20 protein-coding genes are annotated in these 20927 nt (G+C 70.1%); 16 read left to right on the top strand and 4 right to left on the bottom strand.

The features are described 5' to 3' along the window. Nucleotides 1–15: 15 nt before the first annotated feature. From rsmD to mutM, 7 genes are all read left to right on the top strand, one after another. Nucleotides 16–600, top strand: coding sequence for a 16S rRNA (guanine(966)-N(2))-methyltransferase RsmD (rsmD, locus tag ACIGDI_RS30990; protein ID WP_399903479.1), 585 nt, complete (start codon nt 16–18; stop codon nt 598–600). A gap of 26 nt (nt 601–626) precedes the next feature. Next, the gene (gene coaD, locus ACIGDI_RS30985; protein WP_272177448.1) at nt 627–1106 is read left to right on the top strand and encodes a pantetheine-phosphate adenylyltransferase; all 480 of its coding nucleotides are present in this window, start codon (nt 627–629) and stop codon (nt 1104–1106) included. A gap of 58 nt (nt 1107–1164) precedes the next feature. Next, nucleotides 1165–2208 carry an ATP synthase F0 subunit B gene (locus ACIGDI_RS30980; protein WP_399903476.1) on the top strand — a complete coding sequence of 348 codons (1044 nt, stop codon included), beginning with the start codon at nt 1165–1167 and terminating at the stop codon, nt 2206–2208. A 132-nt stretch (nt 2209–2340) separates the two neighbouring features. After that, the gene (locus ACIGDI_RS30975; protein WP_399903473.1) at nt 2341–2985 is read left to right on the top strand and encodes a YceD family protein; all 645 of its coding nucleotides are present in this window, start codon (nt 2341–2343) and stop codon (nt 2983–2985) included. A gap of 2 nt (nt 2986–2987) precedes the next feature. After that, nucleotides 2988–3161, top strand: a complete 174-nt coding sequence (rpmF, locus tag ACIGDI_RS30970) for a 50S ribosomal protein L32 (protein ID WP_003951102.1) — start codon at nt 2988–2990, stop codon at nt 3159–3161. 7 nt (nt 3162–3168) lie between these two features. After that, entirely contained in the window at nt 3169–4005 is an 837-nt protein-coding gene (rnc, locus tag ACIGDI_RS30965; RefSeq protein WP_399903470.1) for a ribonuclease III, read from the top strand. 96 nt (nt 4006–4101) lie between these two features. Beyond that, nucleotides 4102–4962, top strand: coding sequence for a bifunctional DNA-formamidopyrimidine glycosylase/DNA-(apurinic or apyrimidinic site) lyase (mutM, locus tag ACIGDI_RS30960; protein ID WP_399903467.1), 861 nt, complete (start codon nt 4102–4104; stop codon nt 4960–4962). Here mutM and ACIGDI_RS30955 read toward each other — a convergent pair. After that, nucleotides 4935–5336: a helix-turn-helix domain-containing protein gene (locus ACIGDI_RS30955; RefSeq protein WP_142142713.1), complete on the bottom strand. Its 402-nt coding sequence runs from the start codon at nt 5334–5336 to the stop codon at nt 4935–4937. The genes mutM and ACIGDI_RS30955 overlap by 28 nt on opposite strands. 107 nt (nt 5337–5443) lie before the next feature. Between ACIGDI_RS30955 and ACIGDI_RS30950 the strand changes: the two genes are divergently transcribed. Beyond that, entirely contained in the window at nt 5444–6025 is a 582-nt protein-coding gene (locus tag ACIGDI_RS30950; protein WP_351568364.1) for a flavodoxin family protein, read from the top strand. Nucleotides 6026–6038: 13 nt separating this feature from the next. On the opposite strand, the gene ACIGDI_RS30945 is transcribed toward ACIGDI_RS30950, so the two are convergent. Next, nucleotides 6039–7196, bottom strand: a complete 1158-nt coding sequence (locus tag ACIGDI_RS30945) for a CAP domain-containing protein (protein WP_399903463.1) — start codon at nt 7194–7196, stop codon at nt 6039–6041. A 168-nt stretch (nt 7197–7364) separates the two neighbouring features. Between ACIGDI_RS30945 and ACIGDI_RS30940 the strand changes: the two genes are divergently transcribed. From ACIGDI_RS30940 to ACIGDI_RS30925, 4 genes are all read left to right on the top strand, one after another. Beyond that, nucleotides 7365–7646, top strand: a complete 282-nt coding sequence (locus tag ACIGDI_RS30940; protein ID WP_384814943.1) for an acylphosphatase — start codon at nt 7365–7367, stop codon at nt 7644–7646. Between the two features lie 385 nt (nt 7647–8031). Then, the gene (locus ACIGDI_RS30935; RefSeq protein WP_058922942.1) at nt 8032–8235 is read left to right on the top strand and encodes a hypothetical protein; all 204 of its coding nucleotides are present in this window, start codon (nt 8032–8034) and stop codon (nt 8233–8235) included. Between the two features lie 204 nt (nt 8236–8439). Continuing rightward, complete coding sequence (smc, locus tag ACIGDI_RS30930) at nt 8440–12021, top strand: chromosome segregation protein SMC (protein ID WP_399903459.1); 3582 nt, start codon at nt 8440–8442, stop codon at nt 12019–12021. 205 nt (nt 12022–12226) lie between these two features. Continuing rightward, a complete protein-coding gene (locus ACIGDI_RS30925; protein WP_399903457.1) occupies nt 12227–13642 on the top strand; it encodes a sugar porter family MFS transporter in 1416 nt (471 codons plus the stop codon). 205 nt (nt 13643–13847) lie between these two features. Here ACIGDI_RS30925 and ACIGDI_RS30920 read toward each other — a convergent pair whose 3' ends face one another. Further along, nucleotides 13848–14819: an LLM class flavin-dependent oxidoreductase gene (locus ACIGDI_RS30920; protein WP_399903454.1), complete on the bottom strand. Its 972-nt coding sequence runs from the start codon at nt 14817–14819 to the stop codon at nt 13848–13850. Between the two features lie 175 nt (nt 14820–14994). Here ACIGDI_RS30920 and ftsY point away from each other — a divergent pair, with 175 nt between their 5' ends. Then, entirely contained in the window at nt 14995–16197 is a 1203-nt protein-coding gene (gene ftsY / locus ACIGDI_RS30915) for a signal recognition particle-docking protein FtsY (RefSeq protein WP_399903451.1), read from the top strand. 117 nt (nt 16198–16314) lie between these two features. Here ftsY and ACIGDI_RS30910 read toward each other — a convergent pair whose 3' ends face one another. Further along, nucleotides 16315–16974 (bottom strand): bifunctional DNA primase/polymerase, encoded by a 660-nt coding sequence (locus ACIGDI_RS30910; RefSeq protein ID WP_399903448.1) that lies wholly within the window; start codon nt 16972–16974, stop codon nt 16315–16317. Nucleotides 16975–17421: 447 nt separating this feature from the next. Between ACIGDI_RS30910 and ACIGDI_RS30905 the strand changes: the two genes are divergently transcribed. The 3 genes from ACIGDI_RS30905 to ACIGDI_RS30895 all read left to right on the top strand — a co-directional run bounded on the left by ACIGDI_RS30905 (nt 17422) and on the right by ACIGDI_RS30895 (nt 20904). Continuing rightward, on the top strand, nt 17422–18906 hold the full coding sequence (locus ACIGDI_RS30905; RefSeq protein ID WP_399903445.1) for a hypothetical protein: 1485 nt from the start codon (nt 17422–17424) through the stop codon (nt 18904–18906). Nucleotides 18907–19228: 322 nt separating this feature from the next. Further along, the gene (locus ACIGDI_RS30900; RefSeq protein WP_399903442.1) at nt 19229–20569 is read left to right on the top strand and encodes an ammonium transporter; all 1341 of its coding nucleotides are present in this window, start codon (nt 19229–19231) and stop codon (nt 20567–20569) included. Continuing rightward, a complete protein-coding gene (locus ACIGDI_RS30895) occupies nt 20566–20904 on the top strand; it encodes a P-II family nitrogen regulator (protein WP_054235369.1) in 339 nt (112 codons plus the stop codon). The genes ACIGDI_RS30900 and ACIGDI_RS30895 overlap by 4 nt, the downstream gene beginning before the upstream one ends. Nucleotides 20905–20927: the final 23 nt, after the last annotated feature.

Raw genomic sequence — 20927 nt, 5'->3', positions numbered from 1 at the left:
AACGAGGAACCGAAGATGACCCGCGTGATCGCCGGCGCAGCCGGCGGACGTCGACTCGCCGTGCCGCCCGGCAACGGCACCCGCCCCACCTCCGACCGCGCACGCGAAGGCCTCCTCTCCACCTGGCAGTCCCTCCTCGGCGGTCCCCTCGACGGCGAACGAGTCCTCGACCTGTACGCGGGTTCGGGGGCGGTCGGCCTGGAAGCCCTCTCCCGGGGCGCGAGCCACACCCTCCTGGTCGAGGCCGACGCACGGGCCGCCCGCGTCATCCGGGAGAACGTCAAGAGCCTCGGCCTGCCCGGCGCCGAGGTCAGGTCCGGCAAGGCCGAGCAGATCATCCAGTCGGCGCCCACGGACCCGTACGACCTCGTCTTCCTGGACCCTCCGTACCGTGTGACAGATCACGATCTTCGCGAGATCCTGCTCACACTCCGCACTGAACACTGGCTCGCGCCGGAGGCGATCGTCACCGTGGAGCGCAGCACCAGAGGCGGAGAATTCAGGTGGCCCGAGGGTTTCGACGCGGTCAAGGCCCGTCGCTACGGCGAGGGAACGTTTTGGTACGGTCGCGCCGCCTCTACGTGCGAAGACGCACGATGACCGGACCGGAGAGCGAGGGATCTCAAGTGCGCCGCGCCGTCTGTCCCGGGTCGTTCGACCCCATCACCAACGGACACCTCGACATCATCTCCCGCGCCTCCCGCCTCTACGACGAGGTCTACGTCGCGGTGATGATCAACAAGTCCAAGAAGGGCCTGTTCGAGATCGACGAGCGGATCGACCTGATCCGCCAGGTCACCGCCGAGTACGGCAACGTGATCGTCGAGGCCTTCCACGGCCTGCTCGTCGACTACTGCAAGGAACGCGACATCCCGGCCATCGTCAAGGGCCTGCGCGCGGTCAGCGACTTCGACTACGAGCTGCAGATGGCCCAGATGAACAACGGCCTGTCCGGCGTGGAGACCCTCTTCGTGCCGACCAACCCCACCTACAGCTTCCTGTCCTCCTCGCTCGTCAAGGAGGTCGCCACCTGGGGAGGCGACGTCTCCCACCTCGTACCGCCGACCGTCCTCGAAGCCCTCAACGAACGCCTCCGCCAGAACTGATGGGACTACAGTCGTCCCGTCCGTCTCCAACACATCGGTAGAGAGTGGCGAGCACACGGTGGACGTGCAGAAGAAGCTCGACGAGATCGTGGCCGCGGTCTCCGGCGCCCGGTCGATGCCCATGTCGGCCTCGTGCGTGGTCAACCGCGCCGAACTGCTCTCGATGCTGGAAGAGGTGCGCGCTGCGCTGCCCGACTCCCTCGCGCAGGCCCAGGAGCTGATCGGCGACCGTGCGCAGCTGGTCGAGCAGGCCCGCCAGGAGGCCGACCGGATCATCCAGGGCGCGCACGCCGAGCGCGGCTCGCTGATCTCCGACACCGAGATCGCCCGCCGCTCCCAGGCGGAGGCCGACCGGATCCTCGCCGAGGCCCGCCAGGAGGCCGAGGAGGTCCGCGCCGAGGCCGACGACTACGTCGACTCCAAGCTCGCCAACTTCGAGGTCGTCCTCACCAAGACCCTCGGCTCCGTCGGCCGCGGCCGCGAGAAGCTCCTCGGCACCGGCCCGGGCCTCGACGAGCAGGGCTACGAGGACGAGGACGCCCCCGAGCGCAGCCACGACCCGGAGATCCTGCGCAAGGACGCCGACGCCTACGTCGACGCCAAGCTGGGCGCCTTCGAGGCGGTCCTGGCCAAGACGCTGGAGGCGGTCGGCAAGGGCCGGGCCAAGCTGCACGGCCGTATCGCCACCGACGACCTCGGCGCCCTCGCCGACGACACCACGTCCTACCAGCACTCCAGCGACGCCGACTACCTCGCCGACCTCGCCGCGCTCACGCAGCAGGAGACCCCGGCCGAGCAGCAGCCCGTCCCGCAGCAGGACTACGCCGAGCCGCAGCCGGCGTACGGCTACCAGCAGCAGACGGACCCGTACGCGGGCCAGTACCAGCAGCAACAGGGCTACGGCCAGCAGGACGCCTACGGCTACCAGCAGGCCGACCCCTATGCGTACCAGGGCTACGACACCCAGCAGTACGACCCGAACCAGGGCCAGCAGCCGCAGCAACCGCAGCAGTCGTACGCCCTCGACGAGACCAGCCTCTTCGACACCGGCATGATCACGCCGGAGCAGCTGAGGGCGTACGAGCAGGGCCGCGGCCAGTAAGGACCGACCGGATTGGGCCGTGAGCGAAAGGTCCAGTATCCTGGCTCTTCGGTCGCGCGTACGTCCGCGATCAACGCTGCCCGGGGACACCGAAGGGCAGCGTCCCTCTGAGCTCGAAGATCGAAAGCAGGAATGGCTCCCAACGCTCGCCTCGACCATCGAAACCCTCTCGTGTTCGACACACACGAGCTGGGTCGGCGTCCTGGTGCGCTGCAGCGGCTGACCCGCTCGATCGACGCCCCCAAGGACTTCGGAATCCAGGGAGTCATCGGAGTGCCGGAAGGCGCCCCGGTGGAGCTCGAACTCCGGCTCGAGTCGGTCATGGAAGGGGTGCTTGTCACAGGCACCGCCCGTGCACAGGCCGAGGGAGAGTGCGTAAGGTGTCTGGAGCCGCTTCAGCTGGACGTCGAAGCGGACTTCCAGGAGCTGTTCACGTACCCTGACGCCGACGACCGGGGCCGTGTGATCGCGGAACCGGGCGACGACGCCGAGGACGACGAGGACAGGTTCTTCCTCGAGGACGGACTTTTCGACCTCGAACCTCTGCTGCGCGATGCGGTGGTGCTCGCACTGCCGATGCAGCCGGTGTGCCAGGAAGACTGCCCGGGACTGTGCGCCGAGTGCGGAGCACGTCTCGCGGACGACCCGGACCACCACCACGACGCCGTCGACATCCGTTGGGCGGCTTTGCAGGGACTCGCCGGCACCATGCAGGACGGCGAGAAGGACGAGATGAGCGGCGCCGAACCGGGCGTCGACGAGAAGCAGGAGAAGTAGCCGTGGCTGTTCCGAAGCGGAAGATGTCGCGCAGCAACACGCGCCACCGCCGGTCGCAGTGGAAGGCTGCGGTCCCCACCCTGGTTGCGTGCGAGCGCTGCCACGAGCCCAAGCAGCAGCACATCGCGTGCCCGTCTTGCGGCACCTACAACAAGCGCCAGGTCCTCGAGGTCTGAGCGGCTGGTGAGAGGCACCGTGTCCACTGCCAAGAAGGCGGATGACGCCATGGCGGACCCATCCGCCAAGAAGAAAGCGGACAACACGGCCTCGTCCCACACGCTTCTGGAAGGGCGGCTCGGGTACAAACTCGAGTCCGCCCTTCTGGTGCGAGCGCTGACCCACCGTTCCTACGCGTACGAGAACGGCGGTCTGCCGACCAACGAGCGGCTGGAGTTCCTCGGGGACTCCGTGCTCGGCCTGGTCGTCACGGACACGCTGTACCGCACCCACCCCGACCTGCCCGAGGGCCAACTGGCCAAGTTGCGGGCCGCGGTGGTCAACTCGCGTGCGCTGGCGGAGGTCGGTCGTGGCCTGGAACTGGGCTCCTTCATCCGGCTGGGCCGTGGTGAAGAGGGCACGGGCGGCCGGGACAAGGCGTCCATCCTCGCCGACACCCTGGAAGCGGTGATCGGCGCGGTCTATCTCGACCAGGGTCTCGATGCGGCGAGCGAGCTCGTCCACCGGCTGTTCGACCCGTTGATCGAGAAGTCCTCCAACCTCGGAGCCGGCCTGGACTGGAAGACCAGTCTCCAGGAGCTCACCGCGACCGAGAGCCTCGGCGTGCCCGAGTACCTGGTCACGGAGACCGGCCCCGACCACGAGAAGACCTTCACTGCTGCCGCCCGCGTCGGAGGCGTCTCGTACGGCACCGGCACCGGCCGCAGCAAGAAGGAGGCGGAGCAGCAGGCCGCCGAGTCCGCATGGCGGTCCATCCGGGCCGCGGCGGACGAGCGCGCCAAGAAGGCGGCCGCGGAGCGGGCCGCCCACGACGGCGAAGGCCCCACCTCCGTCTCTGCCTGACAGAAGAGTCTTGTCCTACGTACAGCGCGTCCCGAGCGCCCGTCCCCGCCGTGGGACGGGCGCTCGGACCGTTCACCGGTAGTCACGGGGGAGCGCATGCCCGAGTTGCCCGAGGTCGAGGTCGTCCGGCGTGGTCTGGAGCGGTGGGTCGCCCACCGCGTGGTCGCCGACGTCGAGGTTCTGCATCCGCGTGCCGTGCGCCGGCACATCGCCGGGGCGGACGAATTCGCGCACCGGCTCAAGGGCCATCGTGTCGGCGTCCCCAGCCGCCGCGGCAAGTACCTGTGGCTGCCCCTGGAGGACACCCACCAGTCGGTCCTGGCCCACCTCGGCATGAGCGGCCAGCTGCTGGTCCAGCCGGAGTCGGCCGCGGACGAGAAGCACCTGCGCATCCGCGTGAGGTTCGCCGACGACCTGCGGACCGAACTCCGCTTCGTCGACCAACGCACCTTCGGCGGACTGTCGTTGCACGACAACACCCCCGTCGGCCTGCCCGACGTCATCGCGCACATCGCCCGCGATCCCCTCGACCCGCTGTTCGACGAGGACGCCTTCCACCAGGCACTGCGCCGCAAGCGCACGACGATCAAACGGGCCCTGCTGGACCAGTCGTTGATCAGCGGGGTCGGCAACATCTACGCGGACGAGGCCCTTTGGCGCTCCCGCGTCCACTACGAACGCCCGACGGCCGGCTTCACGCGCCCGCGCACCGCCGAACTCGTGGGCCACATCAGGGACGTGATGAACGCGGCCCTCGCCGTCGGCGGCACCAGCTTCGACAGCCTCTACGTCAACGTCAACGGACAGTCGGGCTACTTCGACCGGTCCCTCGACGCGTACGGCCGTGAGGGCCTGCCGTGCAAGAGATGCGGGACACCGATGCGCCGGCGCCCCTGGATGAACCGGTCCAGCTACTTCTGCCCGAAGTGTCAGAGGGCGCCGCGCGTCTCGTCGTAACGGGCCCGGGCGGCCAGGACGTCGTCCATGCGCCCCTCCACCAGGTGGATGAGGCCGAGCAGCCGCTCGGCGACGTCCCGGCCGAGGGGCGTCAGCTCGTAGTCCACGCGCGGCGGGTTGGTCGGCTGCGCCTCGCGGTGCACCAGGCCGTCGCGCTCCAGCGCGTGCAGGGTCTGGGACAGCATCTTCTCGCTCACGCCGTCGACACGGCGGCGCAGCTCGTTGAAGCGCAGCGAGCCCTCGTGCAGGGCGCCCAGCGTGAGCGCGCCCCAGCGGCCCGTGACGTGCTCCAGCGTGCCGCGCGAGGGGCAGGCCTTGGCGAACACGTTGAAGGGGAGGTCCCGCGCCTCCGCGCGCTCCTGCGTGATGTCCATACCTCAAGCGTACTCGAAAGCAGCGCTAACTGGCAGGTTGCACTAACTGGAAGTTAGTGCTTTCCTTTTGTCATTGCCACTGACCTGCTGATCCAGGAGTTCGCATCGTGACCACCCCTGTTGTCTCCATCGCCTACCACTCCGGCTACGGCCACACCGCCGTGCTCGCGGAAGCCGTCCGAGCCGGTGCCGCCGAGGCGGGTGCCGAGGTGCACCTGATCAACGTGGACGAGATCACCGACGAGCAGTGGGCGACGCTGGACCGCTCCGACGCGATCGTCTTCGGCTCGCCCACGTACATGGGCACCGCCTCCGGTGCCTTCCACGTCTTCGCCGAGGCGTCCTCGAAGCGCTGGTTCGGCCAGGACTGGAAGGACAAGCTGGCCGCCGGCTTCACCAACTCCGGCTCCAAGAGCGGCGACAAGCTGCACACCCTGCAGTTCTTCCAGATCCTCGCCGGGCAGCACGGCATGCACTGGGTCAACCTCGGTCTGCACCCCGGCTGGAACAACAGCGAGGGCAGCGAGCACGACCTCAACCGCCTCGGCGTCTTCGCGGGCGCGGCCGCCCAGACCAACGTCGACGAGGGCCCGGACGCCGTCCACAAGGCGGACATCCAGACCGCCGAGCACCTCGGCCGCCGCGTGACCGAGACGGCGCGGGTGTTCCTCCAGGGCCGCGCCGCCTGACCGCCGTACCGGACTAGTACCCGAAGTCCTGCGTCCACCAGGGACCGCCGGTCCCGAAGTGGACGCCGACCCCGAGGGTCTTGAAGTCGCAGTTCAGGATGTTCGCCCGGTGGCCCGGGCTGTTCATCCAGGCGTCCATCACGGCCGCAGCATCCGTCTGGCCCCGGGCTATGTTCTCCCCGCCCAGGTTGGAGATGCCGGCCTTCGCCGCCCGGTCCCACGGGGTGGCGCCGCTGGGGTCGGTGTGGTCGAAGAAGTCCTGCGCGGCCATGGCGTCGCTGAAGTTCTCGGCGAGGTCCGTGAGCGCGCTGTTGGCGGACACCGGGCTGCAGCCGACCTTGGCCCGCTCCACGTTGACCAGGCGCAGCACCTCCGCCTCGGCGGCGGCCTGGGTGGACACCGTCACCGCCGCGGAGGCCGCCGGCGCGGAGGTCTTCTCCTTCTTCGGGGGCGCGGTCGCCTTCGGCTTCTTGCTCGGGGTGGCCTTCGGCTTCTTCGTCGGGGCCTGGGTCGGCGCGGCCGTGGAGGCGGACACGCTCGGCGCGGGCGAGGCGGCGCGGCCTGCGCCGCGGCTCGTGGAGGAGCCCTCGTCACGCCTGTCGGCGCTGCCCGAGGCACCGCCCTGCTCGCTGGCCGAGTTGGTCGGCGAGCCGGCGGCCTGCACCTTGTCGCCGCCCGAGCCGCCGCCGAGCTTGTAGTTGTCGAGCCCGGGCATCGCGCCCGTGGCCATCGCGACCGTGCCGATGGCGACGGCCGCCGAGACGCCGAGCAGCCCGGTCTTCACCGGCGTCGCGGCGCGCTTCTTGCGCCGGCGCGATCCGCCCCGGCGGGCGTCCTTGCCGGAGTCCGGCCCGTGCTCGGGGAAGACCGTGCGGTAGTCGTCCTCCGTGGCGAACAGGTACGCCGCGCTGCGCGCGGAGGCCTCGGCGTACTCCTCGGTGTTCAGGTACGGGGCGGTGCCCATGACGGGCGTGGAGCCCCCCGTGAACGACTCCCGCGTGTCGTGCGTGAACGACTCCGTCGTGCCGTGAGTGAACGACTCCGGCGGGTCGTAGCTGTACGAGTACTGCTGAGGGTCGTAGCCGCCCGCGTACGAGCCGTCCGTTCCCGTGACTGTCGTGGCGCGGCCCGTGGCGGCGCGGCCGGCGGCGGAGCGTCGGTGGCGTCCCATGTCCTGGCCTTCCTCGTCCTGTCGGTCGACACGTCCCCCCGGTCAACCATGATCACAAAACTCACACCTTCGAGTGAGTTTCGTGTGAGATTGCTTGGCAGGGGACGGTACCGCATGGCGCCAGGGGAGGAAGTGTCCGGAGGGACATTGGCCGGTTAGGTTGCACCCATGAGCGAGGATGTACGACTGGTCGCCTGGGTGCGCGGACGGGTCCAAGGTGTGGGTTTCCGCTGGTTCACGCGGGCCAAGGCCCTGGAGCTCGGCGGCCTGAGTGGCTTTGCTCTCAATTTGGGCGACGGACGGGTCCAGGTGGTCGCGGAAGGCGCCCGGGAGCGGTGCGAAGGACTGCTGGACTGGCTCCAGGGTGACGACACGCCCGGTCGCGTGGATGGCGTCACCGAGATCTGGGACACACCCCGCGGGGGCTACGACGGCTTCGCCATCCGCTGAGCCGCTTCCGTGAAGCGGGCCGGGCGGAAGCGCGCGGAGATGCTTCCGGCGACCGCCCCGAGCAGAAAATTGCCTGGTGGTTGCCAAGAACAGGCTTGCTCTGGCAGGCTCCGCACGCAAGGATGATCGTCACGCCCCCACAGGCCCGCGGGAGTCGCAGCGCCGCCAGTTCCAGGCCGCTTGCCCCCCGGATGCCCGCCAATACGGGGCGTGATCGTGTTGACCGTCAAACTTTTTGGTGAGACGCTGAAAGCACCCCGCGCACCTTCGCTGTTTGGCATGGATGAACAGCAACACGAACTCAACAGTGTCAAGCACCGCGGGTGCGAATCCCTCACGACCCACACCGCTTCGGTCGGTCACTCAGTGTGGAGGACCATCCATCATGGCAAAGGCGCTTCTCGGTTACGTCGGCGGCTCCGACCCTCGACTCCTCGCCGAGATGCGACGGCTCCAGCAGCGCGTCCAGGACCTGGAATCCGAGCTCGTACGTATCCAGGCCGAGAACGACGCCCTGACGGCTGCCGCTTCTCACGACAGGATCATGGAGAGCATCGACGCACACCAGGCGGAGCCCGCGCTCACCTGATCACTGCATCGCATCATGACAACAGGGGTTGGACTGCCCGTGCCAATCGCTGAGTTGTCGGATGTGCAAGGGACGCTTCGGCGTCCCTTCTTTCTTTCCCCCGCACCCTTTCACTCTCTTTAACGTTTGGTGTGCCCTGCACGTTCAAGGGTGAAACCGCGGGTTCATGGAGTGAGACACCGGCGGAAGGTAGAGTCCGGCGGCGTGCACCTCAAGGCCCTGACCCTCCGGGGGTTCAAGTCGTTCGCCTCGGCGACCACGCTCCGGTTCGAGCCCGGCATCACGTGTGTCGTGGGGCCGAACGGCTCGGGCAAGTCCAACGTCGTCGACGCCCTCAGCTGGGTGATGGGCGAGCAGGGTGCCAAGTCGCTGCGCGGCGGCAAGATGGAGGACGTCATCTTCGCCGGCACCACCGGCCGCCCGCCGCTGGGCCGCGCCGAGGTGTCCCTTACCATCGACAACTCCGACGGCGCCCTGCCCATCGAGTACGCCGAGGTCACCATCACGCGGATCATGTTCCGCAACGGCGGCAGCGAGTACCAGATCAACGGCGACACCTGCCGCCTGCTGGACATCCAGGAACTCCTCTCCGACTCCGGCATCGGCCGCGAGATGCACGTCATCGTCGGCCAGGGCCAGCTCGACTCCGTCCTGCACGCCGACCCCATGGGCCGCCGCGCCTTCATCGAGGAGGCGGCCGGCGTCCTCAAGCACCGCAAGCGCAAGGAGAAGGCCCTGCGCAAGCTGGACGCGATGCAGGCCAACCTCGCGCGCGTGCAGGACCTGACCGACGAACTCCGCCGGCAGCTCAAGCCCCTGGGCCGCCAGGCCGCCGTCGCCCGCCGGGCAGCCGTCATCCAGGCGGACCTCCGGGACGCCCGGCTGCGCCTGCTGGCGGACGATCTCGTACGACTGCGCCAGGCGCTGCAGACCGAGGTCGCGGACGAGGCCGCGCTGAAGGAACGCAAGGAGGCCGCGGAGCAGGAGCTGCGGAAGGCCCTCCAGCGCGAGGGCCTGCTGGAGGACGAGGTCCGCCGGCTCGCCCCGCGCCTCCAGCGTGCCCAGCAGACCTGGTACGAGCTCTCCCAGCTCGCCGAACGCGTCCGCGGCACGATCTCGCTGGCCGACGCGCGCGTGAAGAGCGCGACCTCGGTGCCGCCGGAGGAGCGGCGCGGACGCGACCCCGAGGACATGGAGCGCGAGGCGGCCCGCATCCGGGAGCAGGAGGCCGAACTCGAAGCGGCCCTGGAGGCGGCCGAACGGGCCCTGGAGGACACCGTCGCGCACCGCGCCGAGCTGGAGCGCGAACTCGCGCAGGAGGAGCGGCGTCTGAAGGACGTCGCCCGCGCCATCGCCGACCGCCGTGAGGGCCTCGCCCGGCTGGGCGGGCAGGTCAACGCGGCCCGTTCGCGCGCCGCCTCCGCCCAGGCCGAGATCGACCGCCTGGCCGCGGCGAGGGACGAGGCCCAGGAGCGTGCCGTCGCCGCGCAGGAGGAGTACGAGGCCCTGAAGGCCGAGGTCGACGAACTCGACGCCGGCGACACGGAACTGGCCGAACGGCACGAGGCGGCGAAGGCCGCGCTGGCCGAGGCGGAGGCACAGCTGAGCGCCGCCCGCGAGGCTGCCACGGCGGCGGAACGCAAGCGCGCGGCGACCCGGGCCCGCCACGAGGCGCTGGCACTGGGCCTGCGCCGCAAGGACGGCACGGGCGCGCTGCTGGGAGCGAAGGATCGTCTCTCCGGCCTGCTGGGCCCGGCCGCCGAACTGCTGACCGTCACCCCGGGCCACGAGGTCGCGCTGGCGGCGGCTTTCGGCGCGGCCGCGGACGCACTGGCGGTCACGTCACCGTCGGCGGCGGCGGACGCGATCCGCCTGCTGCGCAAGCAGGACGGCGGACGAGCGTCACTCATCCTGGCGGGGTCCCCGGAGACCCCAGGGGACGCGGGGAACCACGCGACCGGCCCCCACGAACCCGCGGGTGCCACACGGCAGCACGCCGCGGACCTCGTCCGCGCTCCCTCCGACCTGCTGCCCGCCATCCGCCGCCTCCTCCACGGCATCGTGGTCGTGTCCACCCTCGAAGACGCCGAGGAACTGGTCTACTCCCACCCCCACCTCACCGCCGTCACCGCCGAAGGCGACCTCCTCGGTGCCCACTTCGCCCACGGCGGCTCCGCGGGCGCCCCGAGCCTGCTCGAAGTACAGGCCTCCGTGGACGAGGCCGCCGCCGAACTGGAAGAGCTGGAAGTCCGCTGCGAGGCACTCACCGAGGCCCAGCACACGGCGCAGCAACGCCGCAGGGAGTGCGCCGCCCTGGTGGAGGAACTCGGCGAGCGCCGCCGGGCCGCCGACCGGGAGAAGTCGGCCGTGGCCCAGCAGCTGGGCCGCCTCGCCGGACAGGCCAGAGGCGCGGCCGGTGAGGCGGAGCGCTCCGCAGCGGCGGCCTCCCGCGCCCAGGAAGCCCTCGACAGGGCCCTGCAGGAGGTCGAGGAACTCGCCGAGCGCCTCGCCGTCGCCGAGGAGATGCCGGTCGAGGAGGAGCCCGACACCTCGGTCCGCGACCGCCTCGCCGCAGACGGCGCCAACGCCCGCCAGACCGAGATGGAGGCCCGCCTCCAGGTCCGTACGCACGAAGAGCGGGTGAAGGGCCTGGCCGGCCGTGCCGACTCCCTCGACCGTGCCGCCCGAGCGGAGCGCGACACACGCGCGCGTGCCGAGCAGCGGCGGGCGCGGCTGCGACACGAGGCGGCCGTCGCCGAGGCCGTCGCCTCCGGTGCGCGCCAGCTGCTCGCGCACGTCGAGGTCTCCCTGCGCCGCGCCGAGGAGGAGCGCACGGCCGCCGAGGCCGCCAAGGCCCGCCGGGAACAGGAGCTCACCGCCGCCCGCACCGCCGGCCGCGACCTCAAGGCCGAGCTCGACAAGCTCACCGACTCCGTCCACCGCGGCGAGGTCCTCGGCGCCGAGAAACGGATGCGGATCGAGCAGCTGGAGACCAAGGCGCTGGAGGAGCTGGGCGTGGAGCCGGCGGGGCTCGTCTCCGAGTACGGCCCCCACCAGCTCGTACCGCCCTCCCCGCCCGCCGAGGGCGAGGAGCTGCCGGAGGACCCGGAGCACCCGCGCAACCGGCCGAAGCCGTTCCACCGGGCCGAGCAGGAGCGGCGGCTCAAGGCGGCCGAGCGCGCCTACCAGCAGCTCGGCAAGGTCAACCCGCTGGCGCTGGAGGAGTTCGCCGCGCTGGAGGAGCGCCACAAGTTCCTCAGCGAGCAGCTGGAGGACCTGAAGAAGACCCGCGCCGACCTGCTGCAGGTCGTCAAGGAGGTCGACGAGCGCGTCGAGCAGGTCTTCACCGAGGCCTACCGGGACACCGCCCGGGAGTTCGAGGGCGTCTTCAGCCGGCTCTTCCCCGGCGGCGAGGGCCGGCTCATCCTGACCGACCCGGACAACATGCTCACCACGGGCGTGGACGTGGAGGCGCGTCCGCCGGGCAAGAAGGTCAAGCGGCTGAGCCTGCTCTCCGGTGGCGAGCGCTCGCTCACCGCCGTAGCGTTGCTGGTGTCGATCTTCAAGGCCCGGCCGAGCCCGTTCTACGTCATGGACGAGGTCGAGGCGGCGCTCGACGACACCAACCTGCAGCGGCTGATCCGGATCATGCAGGAGCTGCAGGAGGCCTCCCAGCTCATCGTGATCACCCACCAGAAGCGCACGATGGAGGTCGCCGACGCGCTCTACGGCGTCTCCATGCAGGGCGACGGCGTGTCGAAGGTCATCAGCCAGCGGCTGCGCTGAGCGCCGTCCACCCGCCGCTCCACCACCGCATCTCTTCAAGACTTGAACACTCGCCCGTTACCCCTGCGCTAAAACTTCACACGTGGGCCCTCTTGACTTCGAAACTTGAAGGCATAGTCTCGGCAATGTTGCTTTTACCTTCAGGTACCACCTTGGAAGGGTCCCCCACCCGGCAGCGTTGCCGGTGGCCCGAGGAGTTGAACGCGTGACCACAGCGCAGACACAGAAGTCCGGAGCCGGAACGGCTCATCCCGATCATCTCGGGCATGTCATCTTCATCGCGGCCGCGGCCGCGATGGGCGGATTCCTCTTCGGCTACGACAGCTCCGTGATCAACGGCGCCGTCGAGGCCATCCGGGACCGCTACGACATCGGCTCCGCTGCGCTCGCGCAGGTCATCGCCATCGCCCTGATCGGCTGCGCCATCGGCGCCGCGACCGCCGGCCGCATAGCCGACCGGATCGGCCGCATCCGGGTCATGCAGATCGCCGCCGTGCTGTTCACCGTCAGCGCCGTCGGCTCGGCGCTGCCCTTCGCGCTGTGGGACTTCGCCTTCTGGCGGGTCGTCGGCGGCTTCGCCATCGGCATGGCCTCGGTCATCGGCCCCGCCTACATCGCCGAGGTCGCCCCGCCGGCGTACCGAGGCCGGCTCGGCTCCTTCCAGCAGGCGGCGATCGTCATCGGCATCGCCATCTCCCAGCTGGTCAACTGGGGCCTGCTCAACGCCGCCGACGGCGACCAGCGCGGCAAGCTGATGGGCCTGGAGGCCTGGCAGGTCATGCTCGGCGTCATGGTGGTCCCGGCCGTCCTGTACGGCCTGCTCTCCCTCGCCATCCCCGAGTCCCCCCGCTTCCTGATCTCCGTCGGCAAGCGCGACAAGGCCCGCGAGATCCTCGCCGAGGTCGAGGGCGACAACGCCGACCTGCACGCCCGGGTCGCCGAGATCGAGCACGCCATGAAGAGCGAGCACAAGTCCACCTTCAAGGACCTGCTCGGCGGCGGCTTCTTCTTCAAGCCGATCGTCTGGATCGGCATCGGCCTGTCGGTCTTCCAGCAGTTCGTCGGCATCAACGTCGCGTTCTACTACTCCTCGACGCTGTGGCAGTCGGTCGGCGTGGACCCGACGGACTCGTTCTTCTACTCCTTCACCACGTCGATCATCAACATCATCGGCACCGTGATCGCGATGCTCTTCGTGGACCGCGTCGGCCGCCGTCCGCTCGCCATCATCGGCTCCGTCGGCATGGTGATCGGCCTCGCGCTGGAGGCCTGGGCCTTCTCCTTCGACCTCGTCGACGGCAAGCTGCCGGCCGCGCAGGGCTGGACCGCCCTGATCGCCGCCCACGTCTTCGTCCTCTTCTTCGCCCTGTCCTGGGGTGTGGTCGTCTGGGTCATGCTCGGCGAGATGTTCCCGAACAAGATCCGCGCCGCCGCGCTGGGCGTGGCCGCCTCCGCGCAGTGGATCGCCAACTGGGCCATCACCGCGAGCTTCCCGTCGCTGTCCGACTGGAACCTCTCCGCGACCTACGTGATCTACACGGTCTTCGCCGCGCTCTCCATCCCCTTCGTCCTGAAGTTCGTCAAGGAGACCAAGGGCAAGACGCTGGAGGAGATGGGCTGACCGCCCTCACCGACTCGGGGAGAAGGGCCAAGTCCCCGCTGCCCCTCTCCTCGTATCGTCGCCGCCCCCGCCCGGACTCACCGTCCGGACGGGGGCGGCGGTGCGTGGCCCACGCCCCGTGCCGCCTCGGCCCCGGCTCGTGGGATGCCGTCCGGCTCGCGCTCGCGGGATGCCGCCCGGATCGCACTGTCGGACGCCGCCCGGCTCAGCCCTCCAGCCCCGGCATCACCCGCTCCGCGAACAGCCGCAGGCTGCGCCACCCCTCCTCCAGCGGCATCCCGCCCACCAGGGGATGCAGGACGAGGTTGTCCAGCCCCTGCTCCACGCACTGGTCCGGCGTCAGAATCCGGTACACACCCTCCGCGCGCAGCTCGGCCACGGTCGTCGCCGCCGACTTCACGGCCGAGCGGATGTCGCCGGACTGCCAGGAGGCGTAGGTCCGCGCCTCGTGCAGGAAGTGCTCGCCGTAGGTGCCCCACGCCCGGTCCGGGTCCTCGGCGATGTGCAGGAGCGGGGTCTCGGAGGTCGGCATCATGGTCCAGCCCTCGGTGCCGTACTCGACGAGCCGTTCCTTGTAGTACGCCTCCAGCTCGGGCAGGTGCGCGCTGGGGAAGAAGGGCAGGCCGACACGGGCGGCCCGGCGGGCGGCGGCCTTGGAGGAGCCCCCGACCAGCAGCAGGGGGTGCGGCTCGGTGAAGGGGCGCGGGGTGACCCGTACCGTACGGCCCCGGTACTCGAACTCCTCCCCGGTCCAGGCCTTCAGCAGCGTCTCCAGCAGCTCGTCCTGCAGCTTTCCGCGCCGCTTCCAGTCGACGTCGAACAGCGCGTACTCCTCGGGGCGGTAGCCGATCCCGGCGACCGTGACCAGCCGTCCGCCGCTCAGCAGGTCCAGTACGGCGATCTCCTCCGCCATCCTCAGCGGGTCGTGCAGCGGGCCGATCACCGCCGAGACGGTCACCGCGATCCGGCTGGTCGCCCCGAACACGGCGGCCGCGAAGGCGAACGGCGACGGCAGCCAGTTGTTCGCGACGCCGTGGTGCTCCTCCGTCTGCACGGTGGTGATCCCCTGCCGGTCCGCGTACGCGGCCATCTCCAGGGCGGCCCGGTAGCGGGCGCCCAGCTCGGCGGGGGTGGCGCCGGGCGCGACGAGGTTGAAGCGTACGACCGTGACGGGCATGGGGGTCCCCTTCGCCGGGCGGATGTGCGGGGGACGGTAGCTGACGCAGCGTCAGATAGCCATGGGTGCGCAAGCCGCCACCGTCCCGGGTGGGCGGCTCTTTGGAGGAACCCACGAGACCGGCACGCACTCCGCACTGGGCCCGGCCTGGGCCATGGCCGATACTGGACGGGTTATGGAAACCGTCATCCTTGCTGTAGTCATCGCCGTGGTCGTGCTCGGCGCGCTCGGCGGGCTCGTCGTCGGCAGCCGACGCAAGAAGTCGCTGCCCCCGCCACCGCCCTCCGCGCCCGACATCACCGCCCCGCCGGCCGAGCCGCACGTCGGCGACGAGGCCGAGACCCCGCGCGACGAACCGCGCCGGACGATAGAGGAGGTGGATCTTCCGGACGGCTCGGCGCCGGTCGTCGTCGAGGAACCGCCGGCTCTGGAAGTCCCCGAGATCGAGGTGCCCGAGCCGACCGCCGGCCGGCTCGTCCGCCTCCGCGCCCGACTCTCCCGCTCCCAGAACGCGCTCGGCAAGGGTCTGCTCACGCTCCTGTCGCGCGAGCACCTCGACGAGGACACCTGGGAGGAGATCGAGGACATCCTGCTCACCGCCGACGTCGGTGTGCAGCCCACCCAGGAGCTGGTCGAGAGCCTTCGCGAGCACGTGAAGGTGCTCGGCACCCGCACCCCCGAGGAACTGCGCGGCCTGCTGCGCGGGGAGCTGCTGAAGCTGGTCGGCCCCGACATGGACCGCACGGTGAAGACCGAGCCGGAGAACAGCAAGCCCGGCATCGTCATGGTCGTCGGCGTCAACGGCACCGGCAAGACCACCACCACCGGCAAGCTCGCCCGCGTCCTGGTGGCCGACGGGCGCTCCGTCGTGCTCGGCGCCGCCGACACCTTCCGTGCCGCCGCCGCCGACCAGCTGCAGACCTGGGGCGAGCGGGTCGGCGCCTACACCGTGCGCGGGCCGGAGGGCGGCGACCCCGCCTCCGTGGCCTTCGACGCGGTGAAGGAGGGCAAGGAGATGGGCTCGGACGTCGTGCTCATCGACACCGCCGGCCGCCTGCACACCAAGACCGGCCTCATGGACGAGCTCGGCAAGGTCAAGCGGGTCGTGGAGAAGCACGCGCCGCTCGACGAGGTGCTGCTCGTCCTCGACGCCACCACCGGGCAGAACGGTCTCGTCCAGGCACGCGTCTTCGCCGAGGTCGTCGACATCACCGGCATCGTCCTGACCAAGCTGGACGGCACGGCCAAGGGCGGCATCGTGGTCGCCGTGCAGCGCGAGCTGGGCGTGCCGGTCAAGCTGGTCGGGCTGGGGGAGGGCGCCGACGACCTGGCGCCGTTCGAGCCGGAGGCGTTCGTTGACGCCCTTATCGGGGAGTGACCCCACCACCTGCCGATCCGGTACGTGGTCCGAGAAGCGCCCGTCTCCCGATGTACGGTCCGGGAGGCGGGCGCTTCGCCGTGTGTGGGGCCGGGCCCGCCCGGAGGCGTCCGGGCCTTAGGCCCGTGACCGGTGCGCCACGTAGGCCAGCGTCCCCAGCAGCAGCCGGGCCGCCGGTGGCCGGGTCGCCGAGTCCAGGGCCGGCGGGCGCAGCCAGCGGACCGGACCCAGCCCGCCCCGGTCCGACGGCGGAGCGGTGATGCACGTGCCGGGGCCGAGGCCGCGCAGATCGAGGGCCGTGGGGTCGTCCCAGCCCATGCGGTACAGCAGGTCGGGGAGCTCGGCGGCGGCGCCGGGGGCGACGAAGAAGTGCGCGCGGCCGTCCGGAGTGGCGGTGACCGGGCCGAGGGGGAGGCCCATGCGTTCCAGGCGGGCCAGGGCGTTGCGGCCGGCGGCCTCGGCGACCTCGATGACGTCGAAGGCCCGGCCGACGGGGAGCATCACCGCCGCTCCGGGGAACTCGCCCCAGGTCTTGGTGACCTCGTCGAGGGTGGCGCCGGCCGGGACCTGGGGCGCGAACTCGAGCGGGTGCGCCCCCGGTGCGCCACAGTCCACCCGGCCGCAGGAGCAGGCGCCCGCGGCGGCCCGCGCCCCCGCCACGACGTCCCAGCCCCACAGGCCGGTGAACTCGGCGACCGCGGTGGTGCACTCCGAGGAACGACCGCGCCTGCGTGTGCCGGAGCGGATTTCCCGGATGCCGCCGATCGTGAAGCCCATACCCCCTCCAACGTGTCCGACGCGTCGGTGGTTACGACACGGATGCGGAACGTGACCCTGCGTGTTCCCGGGTCACCGGATCCGCTGGGTCCAGGCGGCGCTCCGAAGTGCCCCGGGTGGTGAACTCGGCGGCGCGCGCCCCTGAGTGCATCGCTCCGCCTACTCCCGGCCGTCCTATGTCAAGTGAATCGCGTGAAGGCCACCGACAGTTCATTCGATGGGGTGGCGAATGGTGGCGTTTCCGGGATCGCCATGGCTGGACGCGTGATCGTAGGATTACTTTGAGTGTGCGAGGCCTGGGGGCACATGCACTCGTGGGTATGCCGGAGGCAAGTCGGCTTTCCGTTCGAAGGGTGACAACCGGCGGACGGGAGGCCCTATTTACCGGCATTCTGATAGGGCTTGGCGCACTCAGCGACAAGTGGTCTCAGGGATGGGGGCGTTCCAGTGAGCGGCAACGGCGGAAGCGGGACAACCGCGACCAGCACGGACAAGCGCCCGAACGAGCTGCTCACGTCCTGGTTCGTGCGCAGCGGCTGGTCGAAGGGTGAACTCGCCCGCCAAGTCAACCGCAGGGCACGCCAGTTGGGCGCCAACCACATCTCCACCGACACCTCCCGGGTGCGCCGCTGGCTGGACGGCGAGAACCCCCGCGAGCCCATCCCCAGGATCCTGTCCGACCTGTTCTCCGAGCGGTTCGGCTGCGTGGTCTCCGTCGAGGACCTCGGTCTGCGCGCCGCACGCCAGTCGCCCTCGGCGACCGGCGTCGACCTGCCCTGGACGGGCCCTCAGACGGTGGCGCTGCTCAGCGAGTTCTCGCGCAGCGACCTGATGCTGGCGCGGCGCGGCTTCCTCGGGACCTCGCTGGTGCTGTCCGCGGGCCCGTCCCTCATCGAGCCGATGCAGCGCTGGCTGGTGCCCGGCCCCCAGGCCCCGCAGCCGGAGGCCGAGCAGTTCGCCGCGAGCCGCCGCCCCGGCCGGCTGTCCAAGCCCGAGCTGGACCTCCTGGAGTCCACCACGGTCATGTTCCGCCAGTGGGACGCCCAGTGCGGCGGCGGCCTGCGCCGCAAGGCGGTCGTCGGTCAGCTGCACGAGGTCACCGACCTCCTCCAGGAACCCCAGCCCGAGACCACCACCCGCCGGCTGTTCAAGGTCGCCGCCGAACTGGCGGAGCTCGCGGGCTGGATGTCGTACGACGTCGGTCTGCAGCCCACCGCGCAGAAGTACTTCGTCCTCGCCCTGCACGCCGCCAAGGAGGCCGGCGACCGGCCGCTCGGCTCGTACATCCTCTCCAGCATGAGCCGCCAGATGATCCACCTCGGCCGGCCCGACGACGCCCTGGAGCTGATCCACCTCGCGCAGTACGGCAGCCGCGACTGCGCGAGTCCGCGCACCCAGTCGATGCTGTATGCGATGGAGGCCCGCGCCTACGCCAACATGGGGCAGCCCGGCAAGTGCAAGCGGGCCGTGCGGATGGCCGAGGACACCTTCGGCGAGGTCGACGAGTGGGACGAGCCGGACCCCGACTGGATCCGCTTCTTCTCCGAGGCCGAGCTGTACGGCGAGAACAGCCACTCCTACCGCGACCTCGCCTACGTCGCCGGCCGCAGCCCCACGTACGCGTCCCTGTCCGAGCCCCTCATGCAGCGGGCCGTCGAGCTGTTCGCCGAGGACTCCGAGCACCAGCGGTCGTACGCGCTCAACCTGATCGGCATGGCCACCGTGCACCTGCTGCGGCGCGAGCCCGAGCAGAGCGCGGTGCTGGCCAAGCAGGCCATGCACATCGCCAAGAAGGTCCGCTCCGAGCGAGTCAACACTCGTATCCGAAAGACCGTCGACACGGCTGTACGCGACTTCGGCGATCTCGCCGAGGTCGTCGATCTCACGGAGAAGCTCGCGATCGAGCTCCCGGAGACCGCCGAAGCGGTCTGATCTCCCTGGACCCCGGCCGCGGCCGGCCCTCCCGAACTGCCCGACTCGGCTCCCCCATGCCAGGTCATCGGAAGGCCCGCCGCGGCCGGTTTTCGCCTTCCTCGAAGGTTGCGCCACGATAACGATCGCCCGGACGGGCATCTGGCAATTCATCGATCCGTAACACGCAGGGCGTCTTCGTCACTCCGGTGAAACAACGAGGGGCTTCCACCGAAACCGCGCTGCGCCAATCTCATGGCGCATAACCGGCCCACCCCTCACGACCGGACCGCTCACACGCTCCGACCCGCACGGGGCCGTACCAACCGACGAGGAGACGCCGATGGCATCAGCCGCCATCACGCTTGCCGCGGAGGCACCCAAGCTGTCATCCGCGAACACGGGTTTCATGCTGATCGCATCCGCACTTGTGCTGATCATGACCCCCGGTCTTGCCTTCTTCTACGGAGGCATGGTCCGCGTCAAGAGCACCCTGAACATGCTGATGATGAGTTTCATCAGCATGGGTGTCGTGACCATCCTGTGGGTGCTCTACGGCTTCTCCATGAGCTTCGGCACCGACCACGGCTCACTGATCGGCTGGACCGGCGACTTCGTCGGCTGGGCCGGTGTCGACAAGATGGACCTCTGGCCGGGCTACACCATTCCGGTGTTCGTCTTCGCCGTCTTCCAGATGATGTTCGCGATCATCACGCCCGCCCTGATAAGCGGCGCGCTCGCGGACCGGGTGAAGTTCAGCGCCTGGACCCTCTTCCTCGTCCTGTGGGCCACGGTCGTCTACTTCCCGGTCGCGCACTGGGTCTGGGGAACCGGCGGCTGGGCCTTCGAGCTCGGTGTGATCGACTTCGCCGGTGGTACCGCGGTCCACATCAACGCCGGTGCCGCGGCGCTCGGCGTCATCCTGGTCATCGGCAAGCGCGTCGGCTTCAAGAAGGACCCGATGCGCCCGCACAGCCTCCCGCTGGTCATGCTCGGCGCCGGTCTGCTGTGGTTCGGCTGGTTCGGCTTCAACGCCGGCTCCTGGCTCGGCAACGACGACGGCGTCGGCCCGCTGATGTTCGTCAACACGCAGATCGCCACCGGCGCCGCCATGCTCGCCTGGCTCGCCTACGAGAAGATCCGCCACGGCGCGTTCACCACGCTGGGCGCCGCCTCCGGTGCGGTCGCGGGCCTCGTCGCCATCACCCCGTCGGGTGGTGCCGTCTCCCCGCTCGGCGCTATCGCCGTCGGCGCCATCGCCGGTGTCCTGTGCGCCGCGGCCGTGGGCCTGAAGTTCAAGTTCGGTTACGACGACTCGCTCGACGTCGTCGGCGTCCACATGGTCGGCGGTATCGCGGGCTCCCTGCTGATCGGTCTGTTCGCCAGCGGCAAGGGCCAGTCCGACGTCAAGGGCCTGTTCTACGGCGGCGGCATGCACCAGTTCTGGATCCAGTGCGCCGGTGTCTTCGGTGTCCTCGCCTACTCGCTGATCGCCTCCGCGATCCTCGCCTTCATCCTCGACAAGACCATCGGCATGCGGGTCAGCGAGGACGAGGAGGTGTCCGGCATCGACCAGGCCGAGCACGCCGAGACCGCATACGACTTCAGCGGCGCCGGTGGCGGCGCGGTCAAGAGCACGGTCCCGGCCGGTGTCGGTGCCGCGAGCAAGAAGGTGGACGCATGAAGCTCATCACCGCCGTCGTCAAGCCCCACCGGCTCGACGAGATCAAGGAAGCCCTCCAGGCCTTCGGAGTCCACGGCCTGACGGTCACCGAGGCGAGCGGCTACGGTCGTCAGCGGGGCCACACCGAGGTCTACCGCGGTGCCGAGTACACCGTCGACCTGGTGCCGAAGATCCGCATCGAGGTGCTGGCCGAGGACGACGACGCCGAGCAGCTGATCGATGTCGTCGTCAAGGCGGCCCGAACCGGCAAGATCGGTGACGGCAAGGTCTGGTCGATCCCGGTCGAGACGGCCGTCCGGGTCCGGACCGGCGAGCGCGGCCCCGACGCGCTCTGACAGAAGAAGAACAGGAGCTGCCG

The sequence above is a fragment of the Streptomyces sp. NPDC085900 genome (assembly GCF_044540925.1).
Taxonomy (GTDB): domain Bacteria; phylum Actinomycetota; class Actinomycetes; order Streptomycetales; family Streptomycetaceae; genus Streptomyces; species Streptomyces gilvifuscus.
The sequence above is the reverse complement of the archived record's forward strand: the minus strand, read 5'-3'. Positions and strand labels throughout refer to the sequence as shown.

Excerpts from the sequence above, each read along its gene's own strand:
- rsmD (WP_399903479.1), top strand. The coding sequence starts at position 16 with ATGACCCGCGTGATCGCCGGCGCAGCCGGCGGACGTCGACTCGCCGTG.
- ACIGDI_RS30940 (WP_384814943.1), top strand. The coding sequence starts at position 7,365 with ATGAGCGAGGATGTACGACTGGTCGCCTGGGTGCGCGGACGGGTCCAA.
- ACIGDI_RS30935 (WP_058922942.1), top strand. The coding sequence starts at position 8,032 with ATGGCAAAGGCGCTTCTCGGTTACGTCGGCGGCTCCGACCCTCGACTC.
- ACIGDI_RS30910 (WP_399903448.1), bottom strand. The coding sequence starts at position 16,974 with ATGGGCTTCACGATCGGCGGCATCCGGGAAATCCGCTCCGGCACACGC.
- mutM (WP_399903467.1), top strand. The coding sequence starts at position 4,102 with ATGCCCGAGTTGCCCGAGGTCGAGGTCGTCCGGCGTGGTCTGGAGCGG.
- ACIGDI_RS30945 (WP_399903463.1), bottom strand. The coding sequence starts at position 7,196 with ATGGGACGCCACCGACGCTCCGCCGCCGGCCGCGCCGCCACGGGCCGC.
- ACIGDI_RS30955 (WP_142142713.1), bottom strand. The coding sequence starts at position 5,336 with ATGGACATCACGCAGGAGCGCGCGGAGGCGCGGGACCTCCCCTTCAAC.
- ACIGDI_RS30920 (WP_399903454.1), bottom strand. The coding sequence starts at position 14,819 with ATGCCCGTCACGGTCGTACGCTTCAACCTCGTCGCGCCCGGCGCCACC.
- ACIGDI_RS30895 (WP_054235369.1), top strand. The coding sequence starts at position 20,566 with ATGAAGCTCATCACCGCCGTCGTCAAGCCCCACCGGCTCGACGAGATC.
- ACIGDI_RS30975 (WP_399903473.1), top strand. The coding sequence starts at position 2,341 with ATGGCTCCCAACGCTCGCCTCGACCATCGAAACCCTCTCGTGTTCGAC.
- ftsY (WP_399903451.1), top strand. The coding sequence starts at position 14,995 with ATGGAAACCGTCATCCTTGCTGTAGTCATCGCCGTGGTCGTGCTCGGC.
- ACIGDI_RS30900 (WP_399903442.1), top strand. The coding sequence starts at position 19,229 with ATGGCATCAGCCGCCATCACGCTTGCCGCGGAGGCACCCAAGCTGTCA.